A 20207-nucleotide genomic window follows, 5' to 3' on the forward strand; every position below is an offset into this window, starting at 1 on the left:
CGGGCAGTGCGGACCGGCCCGCACCGGCGGGACCTTCGGCCCCCGCCGGGCGGGACACGGGCGTGCACGCGGCCGGTCAGGCGGTCGCGGGCACCTGGACGCGGGTGCGGCGCAGGCGCGGCAGCCACCGCACGTCCTCGGCGGTGCGCGCATCCGAGCCGTAGGCGAGCAGGGTCAGGAACACCCCGTACACAGGCAGGTGGCCGAGCAGCTCGGGGGCGCCGAAGATGAGCAGCGTCGCGTTGAACGGCACCGCGGCCACCAGCATCGCCAGCTGCGGCATCGCGCCGGACAGCACCAGCAGGCCGAAGAGCAGCTCGGTGGCGCCTGCGACGAGGATGAACGTGTCGGCGGGCACGTGCAGGCCCAGGTAGGCGAAGACGTCCAGCTGCGGGTAGTGCTCCAGCGTGGCGCGGGCCATCGCCGGGTTCGCCAGCTTCTCGGAGAAGGCGAGCGTGACCAGGGCGGTGGCGACGCCGACCCGCAGCGCGAGCAACGCCCGGCGCAGGGCCCGCGGGTCGGCGGTGACCGCGCCGTGCCGGTCGCCGGACGGCGGCAGGAACGCGAGGAACCCGGCGATGCCGAGCAGGTCCGCGGCCTCCAGGAGGCTGACCGGCCCGGTGGCGGCGAGCGCGACGGGGCCGACGACGACAAGCAGCAGCGCGGCGGCCCGCAGCCGGAAGCCGGTGATGAACCAGACGCCCAGCGCGCCCTCGACGACGCCGAGCAGCGCGGACGCCGGCAGCTCACGCAGTTCGAGGTCGGCGGCGAGGAAGTACCCGCGGGCCGCGAGGGCGAGCAGGCTCACGCCGAGGTGGATGGCCAGCAGCCGCGGCAGGTACGGCGTGATCCGCCCGATCGGCCGCAGGATCGTCAGCTCCGGGGTGCCGACGCGCCGGGCGACCGCCCGCCACGCGACGGTCACCGCGACGACGAGCGCGAGCACCGCGAGGGTCACCGGCCGGGTCGCGAACGACCAGTCCGGCGTGTACGCCGAAGGGTCCCGCAGGAACCACTTCTCGTGCGCCAGTACCGTGTCCTCGAGTTGCATCGGGTCGCCTCCAACGTCCGCCGTGTCCAACCGCAATCAGCATCGGCAGGGGTGGCGCCGGTCCGCAGGGCCGAAGGTCCCGACCCCGTGGGACGTCAGGCACCCGGCCCGGCAGCTGGATGCCTGACGCAACGCCGGCCGACGCGGATCCGGGTGGGCGGGACGGACACGACTTGGACGTGGCCGTGGCCGCGCGGCCCCAGGAGCCCGGGTCAGGTCCCGCCTGATTCGAACGTCCCAGCCACGCGCATCGTGTCGAGCGCGGCGCGGACCGAGCGCGGGGTGAGCAGCAGCGCCTCCGCGATGTCGCGTTCACCGACGCCGGCGAGGTGCCGGTCCAGGATCTGCCGTTCGGTCGCCGACAGGGTCTCGGTCGCCGGTGGGCGGGCCGGCGCCGGCTGCCCGAGGGCGGCGAGCGCGGCAACGGCGTCGCGGTGGACCCCGTCGGCGCCGCCGGCCGCGGCGAGGGCGGCGGCCTGCCGCAGCGCCGCGACCGCCTCCGGCTCGGCGCAGACCCGGGCGAGGACACCAGCGCGCGGGCGTGCTCGACCCGGGCGTTGCCCCGTCCGAGCAGGTCGACCGCGGCGCGCAGGTCGGCGGCCCCGTCCCCGCCGAGCAGTTCGCCGCGCAGCCGCAGGGTCCGGCCGATGACACGGGGCGCTCCCCACGCCTCGGCGAGCTCCAGTTCCGCCTCGACAAGCTCAAGTGCGGCACTGGTACGACCCTGCCCCGCCAACGCACGCGCCCGGGCCGAACGCCACGGCCGCCAAGCGGGGTTCGCCACCCCCGCCATGATCGGTGCGACGCCGTCCAGGACGTCGAGGGCCTCCGCGTGGCGGCCCTCGGCGACGAGGAGCCGGGCGTGGGCCTCGCCGAACATGCGGGCGCCCTCGGTGATGCGCGGGTGCGACCGCACCTGCTCCAGGTAGGCGCGGCAGGCGCGCAGGTCGCCACGGTCCAGCAGCAGCCCGAGCTGGAACGCCTCGCCGTAGCCGGACGCGATCCCGCCGGCGCCCCACACGAACGACAGTTCGTTGCCGGCGGCCAGGGCCTGCGACGCCTCCCGCAGGTCGCCGCGGCCCCACTGCACGTAGCCGCGCCACAGGTGCATGCCGAGCGCGGTGAACAGGTCGCCGCGCTGGTGCGCCTGGGCCAGGCCGGCGTCCCACAGCCCGGTCGAGTCCTCGTCGCACAGGTCGAGGACCTGCCCGGCGATGACCCACAGCATGCCGGTGTCGGCGGAGAGCAGGTCGCCGTCGGCGACGCCGAAGCGGGCCAGCCGCACGGCCCCGGCCCGGTCGGTGCCGTCCATGACGGCCTCCCACGCGAGGGCCACGGCGAGCATCCGGGCGCCGCGGCCGGTGCCCTCTATCGCCGGCTCGGGGCGGCGCCGCCACACCGCGGGGTCGAGGTCGTGCAGGTAGCCGCTGATGCGTTCGGTGGCCAGCAGCGCCTGCCGGTCATCGGCGTACGGCGGATCCCCGGGCAGCGCCGCGCCGGCCTCGCGGGCGAACCGGGTCGCGGATCCGGGCGCGCCGACAAACACGAGCGTGCGGCCGAGGGTGAGGGCGAGGTCGGCTCGTACACCCGGATCCGTGATCGCGTCATAGGCTTGCCGCAGATGCGCCATCGCCGCCGGCGCGTTGCTGATCGCCTCGGCCTGCCCCAGCTCCAGCAGCACCTCCGGCAGGGCGTCGGCGTCCGGCGGCTCCTGCAGCGCACGGGTGAGCGAGGCGACCGCCGCGTCCGGCGCCGCGCGGTCGCGGGCCCGGGCGGCCGCGGTGCGCAGCACGCCGACGACCCAGGCGTCACCGCGCGGCGGCACCTGCGACAGGTGCGCCGCGACCTGTTCCAGGGCGGCACCGGCGGCGGCGAGGACCCGCGCGGCCCGGTCGTGCCGCAGCTGCCGCTGCCCTGGCGCCAGGTCGGAGTAGACGGCGTCGGCGACCAGCGGGTGCACGAACCCGAGCGGGTACTCGTCGCGCAGCACCTCGGCGCGCGCGAGGGTCGCCACCGCGACGGCGGCCTCGTCCTCCGGCACGCCGGCGAGGACCGCGACCGTCGGCAGCGCCGCCCCGTTGCCCAGGACCGCGATCGCCTTCGCCACCGCGGCACACGCCGGGGACAGCCGGCCCAGCCGCATCAGCACCAGCCCCGACACGGCCCGCGAGCCGATCGCGGTCACCGTCCCGGCGTGCGCGGCGTCCGGCGGGACCCGCTCGCTGTGCAGCGCCTGCAGCAGCTGGCGCAGCAGCAGCGGGTTGCCGGTCGTGCTGCGGTGGCAGGCGTCGACGAAGCTGTCGGCGGCCGCACCGAGCCGGCCGCGCACGACGCTCGCCGCGCCCTGCGCGCTGAGCGGCCCCGGGCGCACCGGCACGGTGATCGGGTCGGCGGTCAGCTCCTCCAGGATCGCCGCGTCGTCGTGCGGTTCGCCGGTCCGCAGCGTCGCGACGATGAGCACGGGCAGCCCCTCGACCCGCCGCACCAGGTACGCGAGGAACCGCAGCGACCCGCTGTCGCACCACTGCAGGTCATCGACGGCCAGGACCAGCGGCGCGGCGGCGGCGAGGTTGACGGTCAGCCGGTACAGCCCGTGCATGACGGCGAGGCCGCTGTCCTCGCGCTGCGCGGTGCCGGCCACGTCGAACACGGTCGCGGCGGAGGCGGCGGCCCCGTCGAGCACGCCCGGGGTCGCGGCGGCCTCGAACAGCTGCCGGATCGCGCCGAACCCGTACTCCTTCTCCAGGCGGCTGCCGCGTGCGGTGAAAACCTGCGCCCCGCGCGCCGACCCTCGGCGGCGGGCCTCGGTGAGCAGCCTGGTCTTGCCGATGCCGGCGGGCCCCTGGACGAGCAGCAGCCGCGCGTCGCCGCGCAGGGCGTCGGCCAGGGCCTGGTCGAGGTCGGCGAGTTCCCGGTCCCGGTCGACGAGGTCCTCGCCGCTCGTGTTCTGCGGTTTGACCACGGTTTCCGTGGGTCGTACGTCCAGCGAGTCGGCCTGAGCGTGCACCTCCGCCTCCAGGGCGCGCAGCGCCGGCCCCGGATCGATGCCCAGTTCGTCGGCGAGCAGCTGCCTGGCCCGGCGCAGCGCGGCGAGGGCGTCGGCCTGCCGGTGCGAGCGGTACAGCGCGAGGATCAGCAGCCGCCACCGCTCCTCCCGCAGCGGCGCCGCCGCGACGAGCGACTCCAGCTCGGCGACCGTCACCGCCGCCTCGCCTCTCGCGAGCCGGGCCGCGGCGAGCTGCTCCCGGGCGACCTCGCGCAGCTCGGTCAGGCGGGCGGTCTCCGCCTGGGCCCAGGGTTCGTCGGCGTACTCCGCGTAGGCGGGCCCGCGCCACAGGTCCAGGGCCCGCTGCAGGTCCTCCGCCGACGGCTCGCCGCCCGCGTCGCGCACCAGGCGCTCGAAGTGCCAGGCGTCGACGGCGTCGCCGCGCAGCAGCAGCGCGTACCCCCTGCCCTGGCTGGCGATCACCGACGCCCGGGAGCGGGCGTCCCGGCCCGGCTCGAGCCGGCGGCGCAGGTGCGACACGTACGACTGCAACGCCGCGACCGCGGCCGGCGGTGGCCGCTCACCCCACAGCGCGTCGATCAGACGGTCGGCCGCGACCGTGTCACCGCGGGCGAGGACCAGCATCCCGAGCACCGCCCGCTGCCGCCGCCCGCCCAGGTCCAGCGGCACGCCGTCACGAATGGCGGAGACCTCACCGAGCACGCCGACGACCAGCTGGTTCGGCACCGCACGTCCCTTTCATGGCCGGCCGCCGACTTCCCGGCGCGCCATGAATCTAGGTGATCCCCGGCCCCACGTCGTCCGCCGAACGGCTCTCAGCGCTCGACGGCGATCCAGGTCGCCTTGGCCAGGGCAAGCACGTCGCCGCCCGGCCCGTACAGCGTCGAGAGCACCGTCGCCTTGCGCCCCTCCGACGCGACGTGCCGGCCGGTGATCACGCATTGCGTCCCCGGCTCGGGTACCGCGTCGATGCGGGTGGTGATGCGGCCCAGCACGTACGGGCGGCCCTGGGTGAGCACCGACCAGCCACCGGGGCAGTCCAGCGCCGCCCACAGCAGCACCGGCGACACGTCCCGCGGGACGCGCCAGGGGGTGGCCGTGCGCCCGTCCGGCAGCGGGCCGGGGAACAGCGCCAGGCCGTCGGTGCGCTCAGGGCCGCACACGAAGCAGGTCGGGAACGGGTGGGCGGTGAACCCCGGGTAGCGCTCGGACGCCTCGACCGCTGCCGCGAACGACACCGCCGGCACGGCGTCGGGCCGGTCCCCGGTGTCGACGCGGGCGGACGCGACCAGCGCCTCACCGTCGTGCACCTGCACCGTGCCGCCGGTCTCATCCCCGACGGGCGTGCTGACGGTGAGCGGCGTGTCCAGCGGCGGCGGCCGCCGCAACGTCACCTCAACCGCGCCGCTCATCTGTGTCGCGATCAGCCCCGCCGTGTAGCCGCCGTTGCCGGAGCCGGGTGGACCGTTGAACCGCGCCGGAATGATCATGGTGCCCTTTCACGTACGCTGCCCGTATGGACGCCTTTCCGCGCTTCGACGTGCCGGGGCAGGTGGCCCTGGTGACCGGGGCCGCGCGGGGCCTCGGCCGCGCGATCGCCCTCACCCTCGCACACGCGGGCGCCGACGTCGCGCTCGGGCTGCGCGACGTGGACGCCGACGCGGGACTGGCCGCCGAGGTCACGGCGCTGGGCCGCCGCGTCCTGCCGCTGCAGATGGACGTCACCGACGTCGCGCAGGTCCGCGCCGCCGTCGACGCGGCCGTGACCCACTTCGGCCGCCTGGACATCCTGGTCAACAACGCCGGCATCGCCCCGGAGAACCTCGCCGAGGACGTGGTCGAGGACGACTTCGACCGGACCCTCGCGGTCAACCTGAAGGGCACCTTCTTCGCCAGCCAGGCCGCCGGCCGGGTCATGATCCGGCAGGGCTACGGCCGCATCGTCAACATCGGCTCACAGGCCGGCGCCGTCGCGCTGCCCGGCGAGGCGGTCTACTGCATGACGAAGGCCGCGATCGCGCACCTGACCCGCTGCCTCGCCGTCGAGTGGGGCGGGCACGGCATCACGGTGAACGCGGTGGCCCCGACGTTCATCCACACCCCCGGCACCGAGGAGTACCTCGCCGACCCTTCACACCGCCGCGACGTGGTCGAGCGGATCGCCGCCCTGCACCGCATCGGCGAGCCGGTCGAGGTCTCGGGCGCCGTGCTGTTCCTGGTCTCCCCCGCCGCCTCCCTCATCACCGGCGAAACCCTCCTCATCGACGGCGGCTGGACCGCGCGCTGATGTTTCCGCGGCGGCCTTCGCGCTGCATCTGGAAGACCCCGGCGCGAGAGGCTCCGCGAATCAGGTCGGCGACCACGCTTCGGGAGGCAAACCGGACACGCCTCGGTGGCGCCCTCGCCCTCGATCTCATCTGTTCGTGATCGAAGGACGCGAACGGCCGTCCCCACGACCACCCGGCGACTTCGATCACAAACCAACAGGTGAACGACGCCGAAACACAGGCGCGGCGGCGGCGCCAACGACACTGGGCGCCGCACCGGGACTTCCGCGGCCAACGCCGGTGATCCAAGGACAGCAACGGCTGCCCCAACAGCCGCCCGGCGACTTCGATCACGAACCAATGGGTGAACGACGCCGAAAGCACGGGCGCGGCCGCCAACGGCACTGGGGCGCGCACCAGCGTTCCACGACCAACGCTGGCGTTCCGCGGCCAACGCCGGTGATCGAAGACGCGAACGGCCGTCCCGACGACCACCCGGCGACTTCGATCACGAACCAACGGGTGAATGACGCCGAAAGCACAGGCGCGCCGCCAACGACACCGGCGCGCCGCACCGGCGTTCCACGGCCAACGCTGGCGTTCCGCGGCCAACGCCGGTGATCGAAGGACAGCAACGGCCGCCCCAACAGCCACCCGGCGACTTCGATCACGAACCAACGGGTGAACGACGCCGAAAGCACGGGCGCGGCCGCCAACGACACCGGCGCGCCGCACCGGCGTTCCACGGCCAACGCCGGTGATCCAAGGACAGCAACGGCCGCCCCAACAGCCACCCGGCGACTTCGATCACGGATCGGCGCGTGGGCTGGGTCGCGCGGGCTGGGTGAGGAGTGCCTGTCGTGGTGGGGTTCGGGATGCGGGAGGGGCGCACCGCCGGACATCCCGCGCCTACCACTCGTGATCCAAGGACGGGAATGGCTGCCCCGGCGGCCGCCCGGCGACTTCGATCACGCGGGGCGGATCGAGGCTGGCGTTGACGTCACTGTCAAGGTTTACGGTTTGTCGTATGCGGATCGGTGAGCTGGCGGAGCAGGCGGGGACGAGTGCCCGTGCGTTGCGCTACTACGAGCAGCAGGGGTTGCTCAGCGCCCGGCGGAGCTCCAACGGGTACCGGGACTACGACGAGGAGGACCTGCGGCTGGTGCGGGAGATCCGTGCGCTGCTGGAGATCGGGTTCAACCTCGAGGACACCCGGCCGTTCGTGGAGTGCATCCGTGAGGGGCACAGCTCCGGCGCGGAGTGCCCGGCCTCGGTCGAGGTGCTGACGCGCAGGCTTGCCGAGATCGACGACTACATCGTGCGGCTGCGGCGCATCCGCGCCACGATCGTGAAGGAGCTGGGCTGAGCATGCAGAACGTCACCGATGCCACGTTCGCCGAGGAGGTGCTGGGCAGTGAGCTGCCGGTGCTGGTGGACTTCTGGGCCGAGTGGTGCCCGCCGTGTCATCGGCTGTCGCCGGTGCTGGACGAGCTTGCCGTGGAGTATGCGGGGCGGGCGAGGATTGTGAAGATCGATTCGGATGCGAATCCGGAGACGGTACGGGCGTACGGGGTGATGTCGATGCCGACGCTCAGCCTGTTCCGCAACGGGGAGCTGGTGTCGCAGGTGGTGGGGGCGCGGCCGCGGTCGCAGCTGCGGGCGCAGATCGACGGGGCACTGACAAGCGTGAGCTGAAGCACCCTCATGCCGGACCCGCGGCCGCCGATGGTGCACAGGTGCGGGGAACAGAGCGGTTGTGGATGTGGTGGACGGTCGCCGGCCTGCTGGCGACCGCCGGCTACTTCACGCTGCCCAACGGGTCCCTCGCCGCGGGGCTGGTCTATGACGGGCTCGGGGCCTCCGCCGCGCTGGTGATGCTGGCCGTGGCCCGCGGCAGGCTGCCGTGGTTGCTGTTCGCGGCCGGTACCGGGCTGTGGGCGAGCGGTGACGGCGTCTACAGCTATTACGTGCACGGACTGCACCAGGATCCGTTTCCGTCGGTGGCGGACGCGCTGTACCTGATCGCGTACCCGCTGCTCGTCGCCGGGGTCTTCGCGCTCGTGCGGGAGCGGGCAGGACGCAGCCGCGCCGCGGTCCTGGACGCCTCGATCGTGGCGACCGGGGTCGGGCTGGTGCTGTGGACGTTCGTGATGCAGCCGATCGCGCACGACGGCAGCGTCGGCGTCGGTGCGCGGGTCGTGGCGCTCGCGTACCCGGCGTTCGACGTGCTGCTGCTGGCGATGCTCGCCCGGTTGTTCGTCTCCGGTGCCGTGCGCGACACCGGCATCCGGCTGCTCGCCGCCTCGTTCGCCGTGCTCACCTGCGCCGACGTCGCGTACTCGGTGTTCACCGCGTACACCTCCTATGACGGCGGGTTCTTCGACGCGGGCTGGCTGCTGTCCTACGTGCTGTGGGCCGCGGCCGCGCTGCACCCGTCCTCGAAACGGCCGGCGCGCAAGCCGGACACGGGCGAGGAGGGGCTGCGGTCCGGCTGGGTGCGGCTGCTGACCCTGGCGAGCTCGTCGCTGCTGGCACCCGGGGTGCTCCTGGTGCAGGGCGTCACCCGGCCCGAGGACATCGACTGGCTGCCGGTCGGCGCCTGCGCCGTGGTGTTGTTCCTGCTCGTCGGGGTACGCATGGCCGGCCTCGTCCGGCAGGTCCGGCAGCTCGCCATGCGTGACGACCTGACCGGGCTGGCCAACCGGCGGGAGCTGGAGCTGCGCATCCGTGCGGCGCTGGGCTCGACGACGACGGTGGCGCTGATCGACCTCGACGACTTCAAGGCCATCAACGACCGGCTCGGGCACGGCGTCGGCGACCGGCTCCTCGTGGCCGTCGCCGAGCGGCTGCGATCCGTGGCCAGCCCGGGCGACACCGTGGCCCGGCTCGGCGGCGACGAGTTCGCGCTGCTGGTGCCGTCCGGCGACGTGACCGTGTTCGCCGACGCGCTCGACCTGCCGTTCGTGGCCGGATCGCACCGGCTGCTGGTGCGGGCCAGCATCGGCGTCGCGGACTGCCAGGGCACCACCGAGGCGTTCGAGCCGCTGCGGCGCGCCGACGTCGCGATGTACGCGGCGAAGGTCACCGGCGGGCGGCAGCTGCGCTACGAGCCCGGCCTGGACCTCCGCGCCACGGAGCACGCCGAGCTCGGTGCCGACATCCGGACCGGCCTGGACGAGTCGCAGTTCTTCATGGTGTACCAGCCGATCGTGGCGCTGCCGTCCGGCGACACGGTCGCGGTGGAGGCACTCGTGCGCTGGCGGCATCCGTTGCGCGGCACGGTCAACCCCGTCGACTTCATCCCGGTCGCCGAGCACAACGGGCTGATCGTCGAGCTCGGCGCCTGGACCCTGCGCGAGTCGTGCGCCCGGATGGCGCACTGGCGGGCCACCCTGGGCGCGCGGGCCCCGCAGCGGGTGAGCGTCAACGTCTCGGCCCGGCAGCTGTCGGAGCCGGACTTCGCCGGTACCGTCGCCGCGGTGCTCGCCGTGACGGGCCTGCCGCCGCGGTGCCTGGTCGTCGAGGTCACCGAGACCGCGGTCTTCGACAGTGACACCGCGCTGGACACGCTGCGCGCGGTGCGGGCCCTCGGGGTGCGCATCGCCCTGGACGACTTCGGCACCGGGCACTCGTCGCTCGGCCTGCTGCAGACCGCGCCGGTCGACATTCTCAAGGTGGACAAGTCGTTCATCGATCACGTCGGTACCCCCAGCCGGCAGGCCGTCATCGCCCGGGCCCTGATCGACGTGAGCAACCACCTGGAGCTGACCGCGATCGCGGAGGGTGTGGAGACCGCGGCGCAGGCCGAGGAGCTGTACCGGCTGGGCTACCGCTACGTCCAGGGGTACCACTTCGGCCGGCCCGCGCCGGATCTCGCGATCTCAGACAGTCAGCACCAGCTTGCCGCGTAGGCCACCGGCCTCCAGCCGCCGGTGCGCCTCCGCCGCCTCCCTCAAGGGCAGGGTGCCGGCGACCCGGGTGATCAGCCCCGCGCCGAGCAGCCGCGTGAGCAGCTCCCGGTCCGGGGTCACGTGCACGGTGGCGACCCGCACGCCCCGCTCCGGAGCCGGCGTCGCCGGGTCGATCACCGCCACGAACGCGCCGCCGTCGCGGACCGCGGCGATCGCGCCCGGCACCGACGCCGCGTCGAGCACCCCGTCGAACGACCCCGGCGGCGGCGTGTCGGACCGCGACAGCACCGCCTTCGCGCCGAGCCCCGCCACGTACGCCTCGTCGCCGGTGGAAGCGACCGCGGTCACGTCGACGCCGGCGGCGACCGCCAGCTGCACCGCGAACCCGCCGACGCCGCCGCTCGCGCCGGTCACCAGCAGCGTCTGGCCGGCGGCGAGCCCTGCGAGGCGCAGCGCGTGCGCCGCGGTGACCGCGTTCAACGGCACCGTCGACGCGGTCGCCAGGTCGGCGGGCCGGTCATCGGGCACCGGCACCGGCGCGAACCACGCCGGGTCGGCGAGCAGCACCGATGCGTACGAGCCGACGGTGCCGCCCTGCTCGAACCACGGCACGAACCCGGCGACCGCCTGTCCGTCGTCGGTGACCCCGGCGAAGTCCCACCCGGGAACGAACGGGGCGGTCACGTCCGGCGCCGCCGCAGCCAGGTACCCGGCCCGCGTCGCCGTGTCGACCGGGTTGACCGTGACGGCGGCGACCCGCACCCGCACCCGGCCGCCGGCGGGTTCCGGTTCCGGCCGGTCCGCGACCCGCAGCGTGTCGGTCCCGCCGTACCGCTGTACCTCGACCACTCGCATGACTTCCCTCACTGTTCGATGGATCTGACGGGAAACAGCCTTACTGAGACAGGTACCGTGGGAAACCAGGCACCTAAAAGTGCCCTGGGGAGCCGGGAGGAACGTCGTGCCGAAGACCGCCGAGCAGCAGCGCGCCGAGGCGAAGGTCCTCTACGACGCGTACATGGCCGCCTGCCCGACCCGCGAGGTCTTCGAGACGATCGCCGACAAGTGGGCCGGCCTGCTGGTCAACGCGCTCGCCGACGGCCCGCGCAGGCACAGCGAGCTGCGGCGGCGCATCGCCGGCGTCAGCCAGAAGATGCTCACCCAGACCCTGCGCACCCTGGAGCGCGACGGCCTGGTCAAGCGCACTGTCACCGTCGCCGTCCCGGTCCGCGTCGACTACGAGCTGACCCCGCTCGGCAGGTCCCTCGCCCCGGTCCTCGGCGCGCTGAAGGCGTGGGCGGAGACCAACATCGAGCACATCATGGCCGCCCGCGACGCCTACGAGCTCACTGGAACAGGCCGACCAGGGCACGCGTGAGATGGCCGTCGTGGCGGGTGTCGGCCCAGGTCACCACGTCGACGGGCCGGCCGCTGGAGCGGCAGTAGGCGAGCACCCCGGCGGCCGCCGGGCCGTCGATGACCGCCAGGGCACCGTCCGCCCGGAGCCGGTAGGCGGCGTCCTCCGCGTCGCGCACTGCGTGGCTGCCGTCGTCGCCGAAGCCCGCCGCGACCGCGATCCGCCACCGTAGCCCGGTCACCGACCAGGTGCCGGCGGGCAGCTCCGGGGCCGCGGCGATCCGCACGTTCGCCCTGCCCAGCGCGTCGCACAGCTGGGTGCGGTACTGCAGGCCGCGCACCCGCGCTCGCGCCGCGGGTCGGTGACGCTCGTGACCCGCCGCCGCTCCTCGGCCGGCAGGGCGTCCAGCAGCGCCGCGAGCGCCTCGTCCGGCATGACCGCGACGACCGCGCCGAGCCGGGCGGTCGGCAACGCCGGGACGAGCGCCACCGCGTGCGCGGCGACCAGCGCCGGCAGCCGCTCGTCGGTGACCGCGGCGACCAGGTCGCGCCGCGCCGGGGCGCCGAGCGCCGGCACCAGCCTCGCCAGGTCCGCCGGGCGCAGCTGCGCCGCGAGCAACGGCAGCCGGTCGGCGGGCATGGACATCAGCAGGCCCGCCGCCCCCTTCGGCGGGGAACTGCGGATCATAGCGACGAGCTGGGTGACGGGCATCATGCCACCGGGCAGCATGCAGCGTTCATAGCATCGGCGATGTCACACGGGAAGGTCTTCAGCGCACTACTGACCGGCCGATGACGCAGGCATGGCCGGATCGACGATGGACACCGACGCGCGCGACGCGGTGCTCGCCACCCTGCAGGCGGAGCACCCCGACGCGTTCGTCAGCGCCGTCACCATCCAGGGCCTGTTCGCGCCCCTGCCGGAGGAGCTGCGGCGCACCGGCATGCGCCCCCTGGACGGGCCGACCTCGGCGCTCGGGCTCGTGATCGGCGACGACCACGCCGTCGTCGTCGACACCTGGCACCGGGCCCTCACCGAGGGCGCCGCAAGCTGCCTGTTCCACCCGAAGGCCGCGCCCGGGGCGACCGCCCGCATGCACCTCATCGACACGACGCACCGCTTCGGCCTGTACACCTGCTGCATCACCGGACTCGAGGCCCAGCCCGACGCACTCGGCATCGACGCGGTGCGGCCGCGGCTCGTCACCGTCCGCAAGGACCAGACGGCCGTCATCACCGACGCCGACCCCGGCATCGTGCGGCTGCTCGGCTGGACCGCCGAGGAGCTCGTCGGCCGCCGCGCCATCGAGCTCGTCCACCCCGACGACCACCAGCGGGCCATCTCCAGCTGGATGGACCTGCTCACCGTGCCGTCCGGGGAGGCCCGCCGGGTCCGGCTGCGGCACCTGCACCGCGACGGGCGCGCCATCTGGTTCGAGATCACCAACCACAGCTTCCTCGGCGTGCCGGACCATCCGCACGTCCTGGGCGAGATGCTCGACATCACCGACGAGATGGCCGCCGCGGAGGCGCTGCGCGCCAGCGAGCAGCTGCTGCGCCGGCTCACCGAGGCCCTGCCGATGAGCATCGTGCAGATCGACGCCGACCGCCGCATCGTGTACCGCAACGCGCGCGTCGCCAGTACCATCGGCATCCAGGAAGGCGAGATCCTCAGCGCCGCCGTCCTCGCCGCCGGTGTCATCCCCGGCGACCTTCCCACCGTGACCGACGCCCTCGACGGGGTCCTGCGCGACGGCGTCGACGTCGACCTCGAATACGGCTTCCGCCACCCGACCACCGGCCTGCGCCGCGTCGACGCGAAGGTCCGCGCCCTCGCCGCCCCCGACGGCCAGATCACCGGCGCCATCATCTGCCTCACCGACGTCACCGACGCGGTCCGGATGCGCGAGGAACTGCACCGGCAGGCCACCTACGACGCGCTCACCGGCTGCCGCAGCCGCGCCGCGACCCTCACCATCCTCGACGAGGCCCTGGCCGTGCCGGCCACGAACCGCGGCGTCGCCATCGTCTTCGTCGACCTCAACGAGTTCAAGGCCGTCAACGACCGCCACGGCCACGCCGCCGGCGACCGCCTCCTCACCCACGTCGGCTCTCTGCTGCGCGGCGCCGTCCGCGATGGCGACGTGGTCGGCCGCTTCGGCGGCGACGAGTTCGTCGTCGTCTGCCGCGACGTCGCCGGCCGGGCCCAGGCCCACCGCATCGCGGAGACCCTCGCCACCGCCCTCGCCGCCGACACCGCCGCCCTGCACTTCGACACCGACGCGGGCACCGTGCGAATCCTGCCGCGGGCGAGCATCGGCGTCAGCTGGGCCTGCCCCGGCATGCTCGACGCCGACACGCTCATCGCCCGCGCCGACGCCGCCATGTACGCGGCGAAGAAGACCCGCGCCGGCCGCGTCGCCCTGCAGGTCGCCTTGTAGCCCGGCGCATCGGCCGTCGATCCTTGGGACTGACCGACATCCCGCTCACCGCGACGGTCCTGCTGTACCACGGCGGCCGGGTCATGTTCGTCGGTGCCCACCCGGGCGGACTCCGCGACCCTCTTCCAACCGCCGCCGCACCGCCGCTGCCACGACCGCTGCTGGCTCCGCCGGTATGGCGTGGCCCGGCCCTCCGTACCGCCCCGCCGCCGTGATCGAAGTCGAGTCCTGGTCGCCGGGGTGCCCGTTCCCATCCTTCGATCAGCGACAGGCGGCGCCGGGCTGCCCGCTGACATAGCGCCCCGACCGCTCGGCGCACATCGCGGCCCGCGCTCCCCGCCGCCCGCGCTCCCCGCCGCCCGCGCCCACCGCGGGCCGCGCCCACCGCGGGCCGCGCCCACCGCGGGCCGCGCCCACCGCGGGCCGCGCTTCCCGCGGGCCGCGCTTCCCGCGGGCCGCGCCCACCGCGGGCCGCGCCCACCGCGCCGCCGCCGTCCCGGTCGGCGCCGTCCCGGTCGGCGCCGTCCCGGTCGGGTGATCGAAGTCGCCAGCGGGCCGCCCGGACGACCATCCCCGTCCTTCGATCACACCCCGCCGCGCGGCGTGCCCGCCACCCCGCACCCCATCGTTGCGCGGGTTGATGATCGAAGTCGCCAGCGGGCCGCCCGGACGACCATCCCCGTCCTTCGATCACACCCCGCCGCGCGGCGTGCCCGCCACCCCGCACCCCATCGTTGCGCGGGTTGATGATCGAAGTCGCCAGCGGGCCACCTGGACGACCATCCCCGTCCTTCGATCACACCCCGCCGCGCGGCGTGCCCGCCACCCCGCACCCCATCGTTGCGCGGGTTGATGATCGAAGTCGCCAGCGGGCCGCCCGGACGACCATCCCCGTCCTTCGATCACGGGCGGGTCACCGCGGGGCGGCGTGGATGCGGCTGCGATGTGCGGCGGCGAGCCGGGTCAGGTACGCGCGCTCGACCGAGCCCACGAACGCCGTCGGCTCTTCCTGGATCTGCAGCGGCGAGAAGTGCAGCACCAGCGCACCCGCCTCGGCGAGCTGCCGGTGCCGTCGCATGGTGCGCTCCCAGTCCTCCGGCGACAGGTGGTACGCCCGCGAGTCGACCTCGACCGCCAGGTCCACCTCGGCGATCCACCCGTCCGGCGTCGGCAGGGCAGCGCCGGCCGGGCCGGTCAGCCGAGGGTTCCACAGCAGCGCCGGCAGCACTTCAGACCCGGCGAGCAGCGCCCGCGCGTCGCCCTCGGCCACCGATCTGACGCCGGTCACCACCTCGTCGATCGCCCGCCGCAGCGCCGCGGTCCCGGCCCGCGGCGCTGCCCGCAGCTCGCGGAGCAGGTCCTCAACCGTGCAGTGCCCTACCTGTACCGCTTCGGCCACCCAGGCACGAACCCGCCGCCGATCCACCGCCGCCCGCGCCGCCTCGACCACCGCCCGCTCCGGCGACGCGACACGGAGCGTGCCGACGAGCCGTGCGAACGGGTCGGGCCGCGCCGTGCGGTGCACGCGCACGAAACCGGTCGACGGCACCCTCCGGTTGCACGGCACGACGATCCGGACACAGTGCTCGACCGGCACGCTGCGAAACCCGTGCACCGCCAGCGCCACCGCACCCGTGAGGCGCGCGTCGGGCCCCCCGTACAGCAGCGCCGCGATCATCTGCTGCTCGCGGCGCAGGTCACCGGTGAACGTCGCGAACACCCCTGGCAGCACGGCGATCCAACGCCCGGTGCGCAGCCGCCAGCGCAGCTGCGACCGCGTCACTCCTGCCGCTGTGACCTGAGCGCGGGACATGAGCCCCTGTTGCGCCTTGCTGAGCCGCTCGAACCCGCCGTCCCCCATCCGTACGACGCTGCCCCACCCCCGCACAGACCGAAACCCCGAACCGCATCCTGTGGACAACCACCCCGTGATCGAAGGACAGCACCGGCCACCCCGACAGCCACCCAGCGACTTCGATCACCGGGACGGAGCGGCAAGGGGGTGCGGGCAGGGAGCACGGGACATGGCAGGCACCGCGGGCACCGCAGGCACCGCGGGCACCGCAGGCACCGCAGGCACCCGTGCCGTGATCCAAGGATGGGATCGGCCACCCCGACGACCACCCAGCGACTTCGATCACGGGACCGGCGGAACGGCACCCAGATCGCCGGGCACCGTTCCGAGCACCGAGCACCGCACCGCGGGATAGTCGCGTCGCAGGGAGCCGCCCCGAACTGACGGACCCGACACCGTGATCCAAGGACAGGAACGGCCACCCCGACGACCACCCAGCGACTTCGATCACGGACCGGCGGAACGGCACCCGGAGCGCCGGGCACCGCACCGCGCACCGTTCCGAGCACCGCACCGAGCACCAAGCACCGCACCGCACCGCACCGCACCGCACCGGGCACCGCACCGCACCGCACCGAGCACCGCAGCGCGGGACGGTCGCGTCGCAGGGCGGCGCGCCCGAATTGACGCACCCGCCACCGTGATCCAAGGACAGGAACGGCCACCCCGACGACCACCCAACGACTTCGATCACCGGGTCGGGGACGGGTGCACGCCCGCCGGACGCCACGCCACCGGTCGCCCGCTGGGCCGCTCGGCGGCGGTCCAGGCAGACCGGCGGCAGGCGGCCGGGCGGGATCAGCCGGCCAGGTGCCCCCAGCGGTCCTCGAGTTCGTGCCAGGTGCCCTGGGCGGCCGCGGTGCCGTCGAGGAGGACGACGACGCGGTCGGCCTGGGTGAGGGCGGCGCGCTTCGAGGTGGAGCCGATGACGGTGACGCCGTGGTCTCGCAGGGCGCGCCACAGGGCGAGCTCCGTCGTGACGTCCAGCGCCGAGGAGACGTCGTCGGCGATGAGGAGCTCGGTGCGCGGGGCGAGGGCGCGGGCCAGGGCGAGGCGCTGCAGCTGGCCGCCGGACAGGCGGGTGCCCTTGTGACCGATGAGCAGGCCGAGGCCGGCGCCGGCGGCGGCGAGGTCGTGGGTGAGCTGGGCGGTGGAGACGGCGTCGTCGGCGTCGACCTCGTGGCCGAGGCGGATGTTGTCGGCGACGGTGCCGGACAGGACGCGCGGGAGCTGGGCGACGTAGCCGATCTGGTTGGGGCGCAGGAACATCTCGGGTTCGGTGACGGGTTCGCCGTTCCAGCGCAGGGCGCCGGTGTGGTGGACGATGCCGGCGAGGGCGCGCAGGAGGGAGGACTTGCCGGAGCCGACGGGGCCGACGACGAGGACGAGCTCACCGCGGGAGACGGTGAGGTCGAGGTCGCGCACGGCGACGGTGCCGTCCTCGTGCACGGCGGTGAAGCCGGCGAGGTCGAGGCGGCGCAGCGGGCGGCGGGGCGGGGTGACGGGGGCCGGCGCGTCACCGGAGGAGAGGTCGACGCCGGGGACGGCGGCGGCGTACTCGGCCTCGCCGGTCATCGCCACGGTGCGGCGGGTCCAGACGCGGGCCGAGGGCAGCTGCGAGACCAGCGACGCGGTCGTCCACGCGAACCAGCGGGCGGAGCCGAGGGTCGACACGGCGACGAGGGTGGCGCCGGCGGAGAGGCCGCCGCCGAGGAACATGGCCCAGGCGCCGATCGGCAGCAGGCCGCTGGCGATGGCGGGTGTGGAGCGGGCCCAGACCTGCATGGAGATCTCCCAGCGCTGTCTTGCGCTGCGGACGTCGTCCAGGCGGGCGAGGTGGTCCAGGACGGGGCGGGTGGCGCCGGCGAGCTTGACGGTGCGGGACGCGGACAGCGACGAGACCAGGGCTGTGGCGAACGCGGCGCGGGCGGCGACGGTCTTCGTCGCGGAGCGTTTCAGCACCGGGCCGAACAGCGTGGCGGTGAGGCCCGAGACGACGATCGTGGCGGCCATGAACGCGGCCGGGACCAGGGAGCCGGAGACCAGCGTCATCGAGATGAGGACGAAGACGCAGATCCACTGGTCGATGAGGTTGTCGGCGAGCACGACGACGCGTTCGGTGTCGCCGCCCTGGGCGACGACCTCGGCGGGGGTGTGGCTGCTGACCCGGCGCGGGCCGGTCTGGCCGTGCACGAGGCGCAGGCTGATGCGCAGCAGCTGCCGGACCCACCACTCGGGGAACCACTTGCCGGTGTAGTACGGCAGGGGCAGCGGCAGCAGCAGCCCGGCGACGATGCCGGCGGCGGGCCACAGGGTGCCGCCGGTGCCGTCGACGAGGTCGGCCCACAGCCACGGCAGCACGGAGCCGTCGAGGCCGAGGAACACCATCATGGCGAACATGGCGACGGACACGAGGCCGTACCGCGCGTCGTTGGTGGCGAGCTTGTAGATGTTCCACAGCGTGCGGGCGCGGGGCAGCTTCGGCAGCGGCGGCGGGTCCGTTTTGTCCGTCATCGACGAGACGAGCGAGCCCACAAGCGGCGCCGGCTCCAGCACGGCGATCGACGAGCCGGCCGCGACCGGCGCCGCAGTACGGACAGTGGAGGCGGCCAGCAGCGACGCGAAACGGGCCGAGGACGACATCGGGCCGGCCTCGACCACGGCGCCGTCGGCGAGGACCACGACCTCGTCGCACCGGCGCACCGACGACAGCCGGTGCGCGACGATGATGCCGATCCGGCCGACGAGGAGCCGGTCGGTGGCCCGCTGCACCTGCAGCTCGGTGACCGGGTCGAGCCGCGCGGTGGCCTCGTCGAGGATCACGACCTGCGGGTCGCGCACCATGATGCGGGCGAACGCCACCAGCTGCTCCTGGCCGGCGGACAGCTTGTGGCCGCCCTCGCCGAGTTTCGTCTCCATGCCGTCGGGCAGCTCGGCGACCCACGACGAGAGGCCGAGCGACTCCAGCGCGGAGGCGGCACGCGGCACCAGGACGGGGTCGAACAGGGCGATGTTCTCCGCGAGCGTGCCGGCGAGGATCTCGGTGCGCTGCGGCACGACGGCGATCCACCGGCGCAGCGCCTCCACGTCCAGGTCGAGCAGGTCGACGCCGCCGAGGAAGACGGTGCCGCGGGGCAGGTCGACGGCGCGGGTCAGCACCTTCGCCAGGGTCGACTTGCCGGAGCCGGTGCGGCCGACGAGCGCGTAGGACCTGCCGCGCGAGAACGTCAGGTTGACGTCGCGCAGGGCGGCCCGGCGGCCGGCGTCCTGGTCGCCCCTGGTGTAGCGGAACGTGAGGTCCCGCACGATCAGGTCGCCCCCGGTCGGCGCGAGACCGCCGGCGGGCTCCTGCGGCGAGTCGCGCAGCAGCTGGACGCGGCCCCAGGCGCCGAGCGCGTACTGCAGCTCCGGCACCATCCGGCTGGTGTGCTCGACGGTGGCGCCGAAGCCGAGGGCGAGCAGCCACACGGCGGTGAGCCTGGCGCCGTCGATGCGGTCGGTGGCCATGGCCCACAGCCCGGCGACGACGATGACGGCGATGCCGGCACGGACGGTCCCGGCGGCGACGGCGGTGACCGCGCCGGACCGGATCCAGACCTGCCGGCCGCGGGCGAGCACGACGCTGGCGCGGTGGGCGTACAGGCGCAGCACGTAGGGCCGGGCGAGGCTGGTGCGCACGTCGTCCTGGCCGTGGATGGACTCCTCCATCACGGCGGCCAGGTCGGACCAGGCCTCCTCCTCGCCCATGCGGGCGGTGCCGATCTTCGCTGTCGGCTTGCGCAGCACGACGATGAGGCCGCCGACGAGCACGATCATCGCGATGCCGGCGGGCCACCAGACATACATGGTGGTCGCGATCGACAGGACGCCGAACGCGAGCGACTGGGCGATCCGCACGCCGCTGCCGCGCACCTCGGAGGCGACCTGGTACACGTCGCCGTCGATGCGGTCGAGCAGCTCGCCGACGGGTGTCGTCTCCAGCGTCGGCAGGTCCTGGCCGAACGCGACCCGGCACAGCCGGCGGCGGACGTCGGCGGACCAGTCGGCGGTGAGCCGGGCCATGACGAGTCCGACGATCAGGTCGGTGAGCACGGCGGCGACGAGGGCCACGGCGAGCACCGCGAACATCGTCCATGATCGATGTATCAGGACCGATCCGGCCACGCCGGCCGCGGCGGCCTGACCGGCGGCGCCGAGGATGACCAGGAACACCACCAGACCGGTGCGGCGCGGCGACGTGGCCCAGAGGTCACGGAGCAGGCGCATGGTGGGATCCCCCCGGATCGTTGTGGCGGCCTCTCAGCGTGCGCCGCGACCCC

Annotated in this window: 15 protein-coding genes; 7 read left to right on the forward strand and 8 right to left on the reverse strand. The window is 74.4% G+C overall.

What is annotated here, in order from left to right:
* Positions 1-76: 76 nt before the first annotated feature.
* The 3 genes from OHA72_RS55295 to OHA72_RS55305 form a co-directional block, all read right to left on the reverse strand.
* The gene (locus tag OHA72_RS55295; protein ID WP_327004136.1) at positions 77-808 is read right to left on the reverse strand and encodes a hypothetical protein; all 732 of its coding nucleotides are present in this window, start codon (positions 806-808) and stop codon (positions 77-79) included.
* Positions 747-4784 (reverse strand): ATP-binding protein, encoded by a 4038-nt coding sequence (locus OHA72_RS55300; RefSeq protein ID WP_327004137.1) that lies wholly within the window; start codon positions 4782-4784, stop codon positions 747-749. The genes OHA72_RS55295 and OHA72_RS55300 overlap by 62 nt, the downstream gene beginning before the upstream one ends.
* Before the next feature lie 89 nt (positions 4785-4873).
* A complete protein-coding gene (locus OHA72_RS55305) occupies positions 4874-5548 on the reverse strand; it encodes a hypothetical protein (RefSeq protein WP_327004138.1) in 675 nt (224 codons plus the stop codon).
* A 26-nt stretch (positions 5549-5574) separates the two neighbouring features.
* Between OHA72_RS55305 and OHA72_RS55310 the strand changes: the two genes are divergently transcribed.
* The 4 genes from OHA72_RS55310 to OHA72_RS55325 all read left to right on the forward strand — a co-directional run bounded on the left by OHA72_RS55310 (position 5575) and on the right by OHA72_RS55325 (position 10236).
* Positions 5575-6345, forward strand: a complete 771-nt coding sequence (locus tag OHA72_RS55310) for an SDR family NAD(P)-dependent oxidoreductase (RefSeq protein WP_327004139.1) — start codon at positions 5575-5577, stop codon at positions 6343-6345.
* A gap of 1007 nt (positions 6346-7352) precedes the next feature.
* Positions 7353-7691, forward strand: a complete 339-nt coding sequence (locus OHA72_RS55315) for a MerR family transcriptional regulator (RefSeq protein ID WP_203844090.1) — start codon at positions 7353-7355, stop codon at positions 7689-7691.
* A gap of 2 nt (positions 7692-7693) precedes the next feature.
* On the forward strand, positions 7694-8020 hold the full coding sequence (trxA, locus tag OHA72_RS55320; protein ID WP_327004140.1) for a thioredoxin: 327 nt from the start codon (positions 7694-7696) through the stop codon (positions 8018-8020).
* A gap of 41 nt (positions 8021-8061) precedes the next feature.
* Positions 8062-10236 (forward strand): putative bifunctional diguanylate cyclase/phosphodiesterase, encoded by a 2175-nt coding sequence (locus OHA72_RS55325; RefSeq protein WP_327004141.1) that lies wholly within the window; start codon positions 8062-8064, stop codon positions 10234-10236.
* Here the strand turns inward: OHA72_RS55325 and OHA72_RS55330 are convergent.
* Entirely contained in the window at positions 10207-11091 is an 885-nt protein-coding gene (locus OHA72_RS55330; RefSeq protein ID WP_327004142.1) for an NADP-dependent oxidoreductase, read from the reverse strand. The two genes, OHA72_RS55325 and OHA72_RS55330, sit on opposite strands and share 30 nt — an antisense overlap.
* Positions 11092-11254: 163 nt before the next feature.
* Here OHA72_RS55330 and OHA72_RS55335 point away from each other — a divergent pair, with 163 nt between their 5' ends.
* Positions 11255-11614 carry a winged helix-turn-helix transcriptional regulator gene (locus tag OHA72_RS55335; RefSeq protein ID WP_327011851.1) on the forward strand — a complete coding sequence of 120 codons (360 nt, stop codon included), beginning with the start codon at positions 11255-11257 and terminating at the stop codon, positions 11612-11614.
* On the opposite strand, the gene OHA72_RS55340 is transcribed toward OHA72_RS55335, so the two are convergent.
* Positions 11583-11879: a hypothetical protein gene (locus tag OHA72_RS55340; protein ID WP_327004143.1), complete on the reverse strand. Its 297-nt coding sequence runs from the start codon at positions 11877-11879 to the stop codon at positions 11583-11585. The two genes, OHA72_RS55335 and OHA72_RS55340, sit on opposite strands and share 32 nt — an antisense overlap.
* On the reverse strand, positions 11831-12322 hold the full coding sequence (locus OHA72_RS55345) for a hypothetical protein (protein WP_327004144.1): 492 nt from the start codon (positions 12320-12322) through the stop codon (positions 11831-11833). The genes OHA72_RS55340 and OHA72_RS55345 overlap by 49 nt, the downstream gene beginning before the upstream one ends.
* Before the next feature lie 73 nt (positions 12323-12395).
* On the opposite strand from OHA72_RS55345, the gene OHA72_RS55350 reads away from it, so the two are divergent.
* Positions 12396-14033 carry a diguanylate cyclase gene (locus OHA72_RS55350; protein WP_327004146.1) on the forward strand — a complete coding sequence of 546 codons (1638 nt, stop codon included), beginning with the start codon at positions 12396-12398 and terminating at the stop codon, positions 14031-14033.
* Positions 14034-14056: 23 nt separating this feature from the next.
* Positions 14057-14248 carry a hypothetical protein gene (locus tag OHA72_RS55355; protein WP_327004147.1) on the forward strand — a complete coding sequence of 64 codons (192 nt, stop codon included), beginning with the start codon at positions 14057-14059 and terminating at the stop codon, positions 14246-14248.
* A gap of 698 nt (positions 14249-14946) precedes the next feature.
* On the opposite strand, the gene OHA72_RS55360 is transcribed toward OHA72_RS55355, so the two are convergent.
* A complete protein-coding gene (locus OHA72_RS55360; RefSeq protein ID WP_327004148.1) occupies positions 14947-15894 on the reverse strand; it encodes a putative endonuclease domain-containing protein in 948 nt (315 codons plus the stop codon).
* 792 nt (positions 15895-16686) lie between these two features.
* Positions 16687-20154, reverse strand: coding sequence for an ATP-binding cassette domain-containing protein (locus OHA72_RS55365; RefSeq protein ID WP_327004149.1), 3468 nt, complete (start codon positions 20152-20154; stop codon positions 16687-16689).
* Positions 20155-20207 lie beyond the last annotated feature (53 nt).

It is taken from the genome of Dactylosporangium sp. NBC_01737 (assembly GCF_035963215.1).
GTDB lineage: Bacteria > Actinomycetota > Actinomycetes > Mycobacteriales > Micromonosporaceae > Dactylosporangium.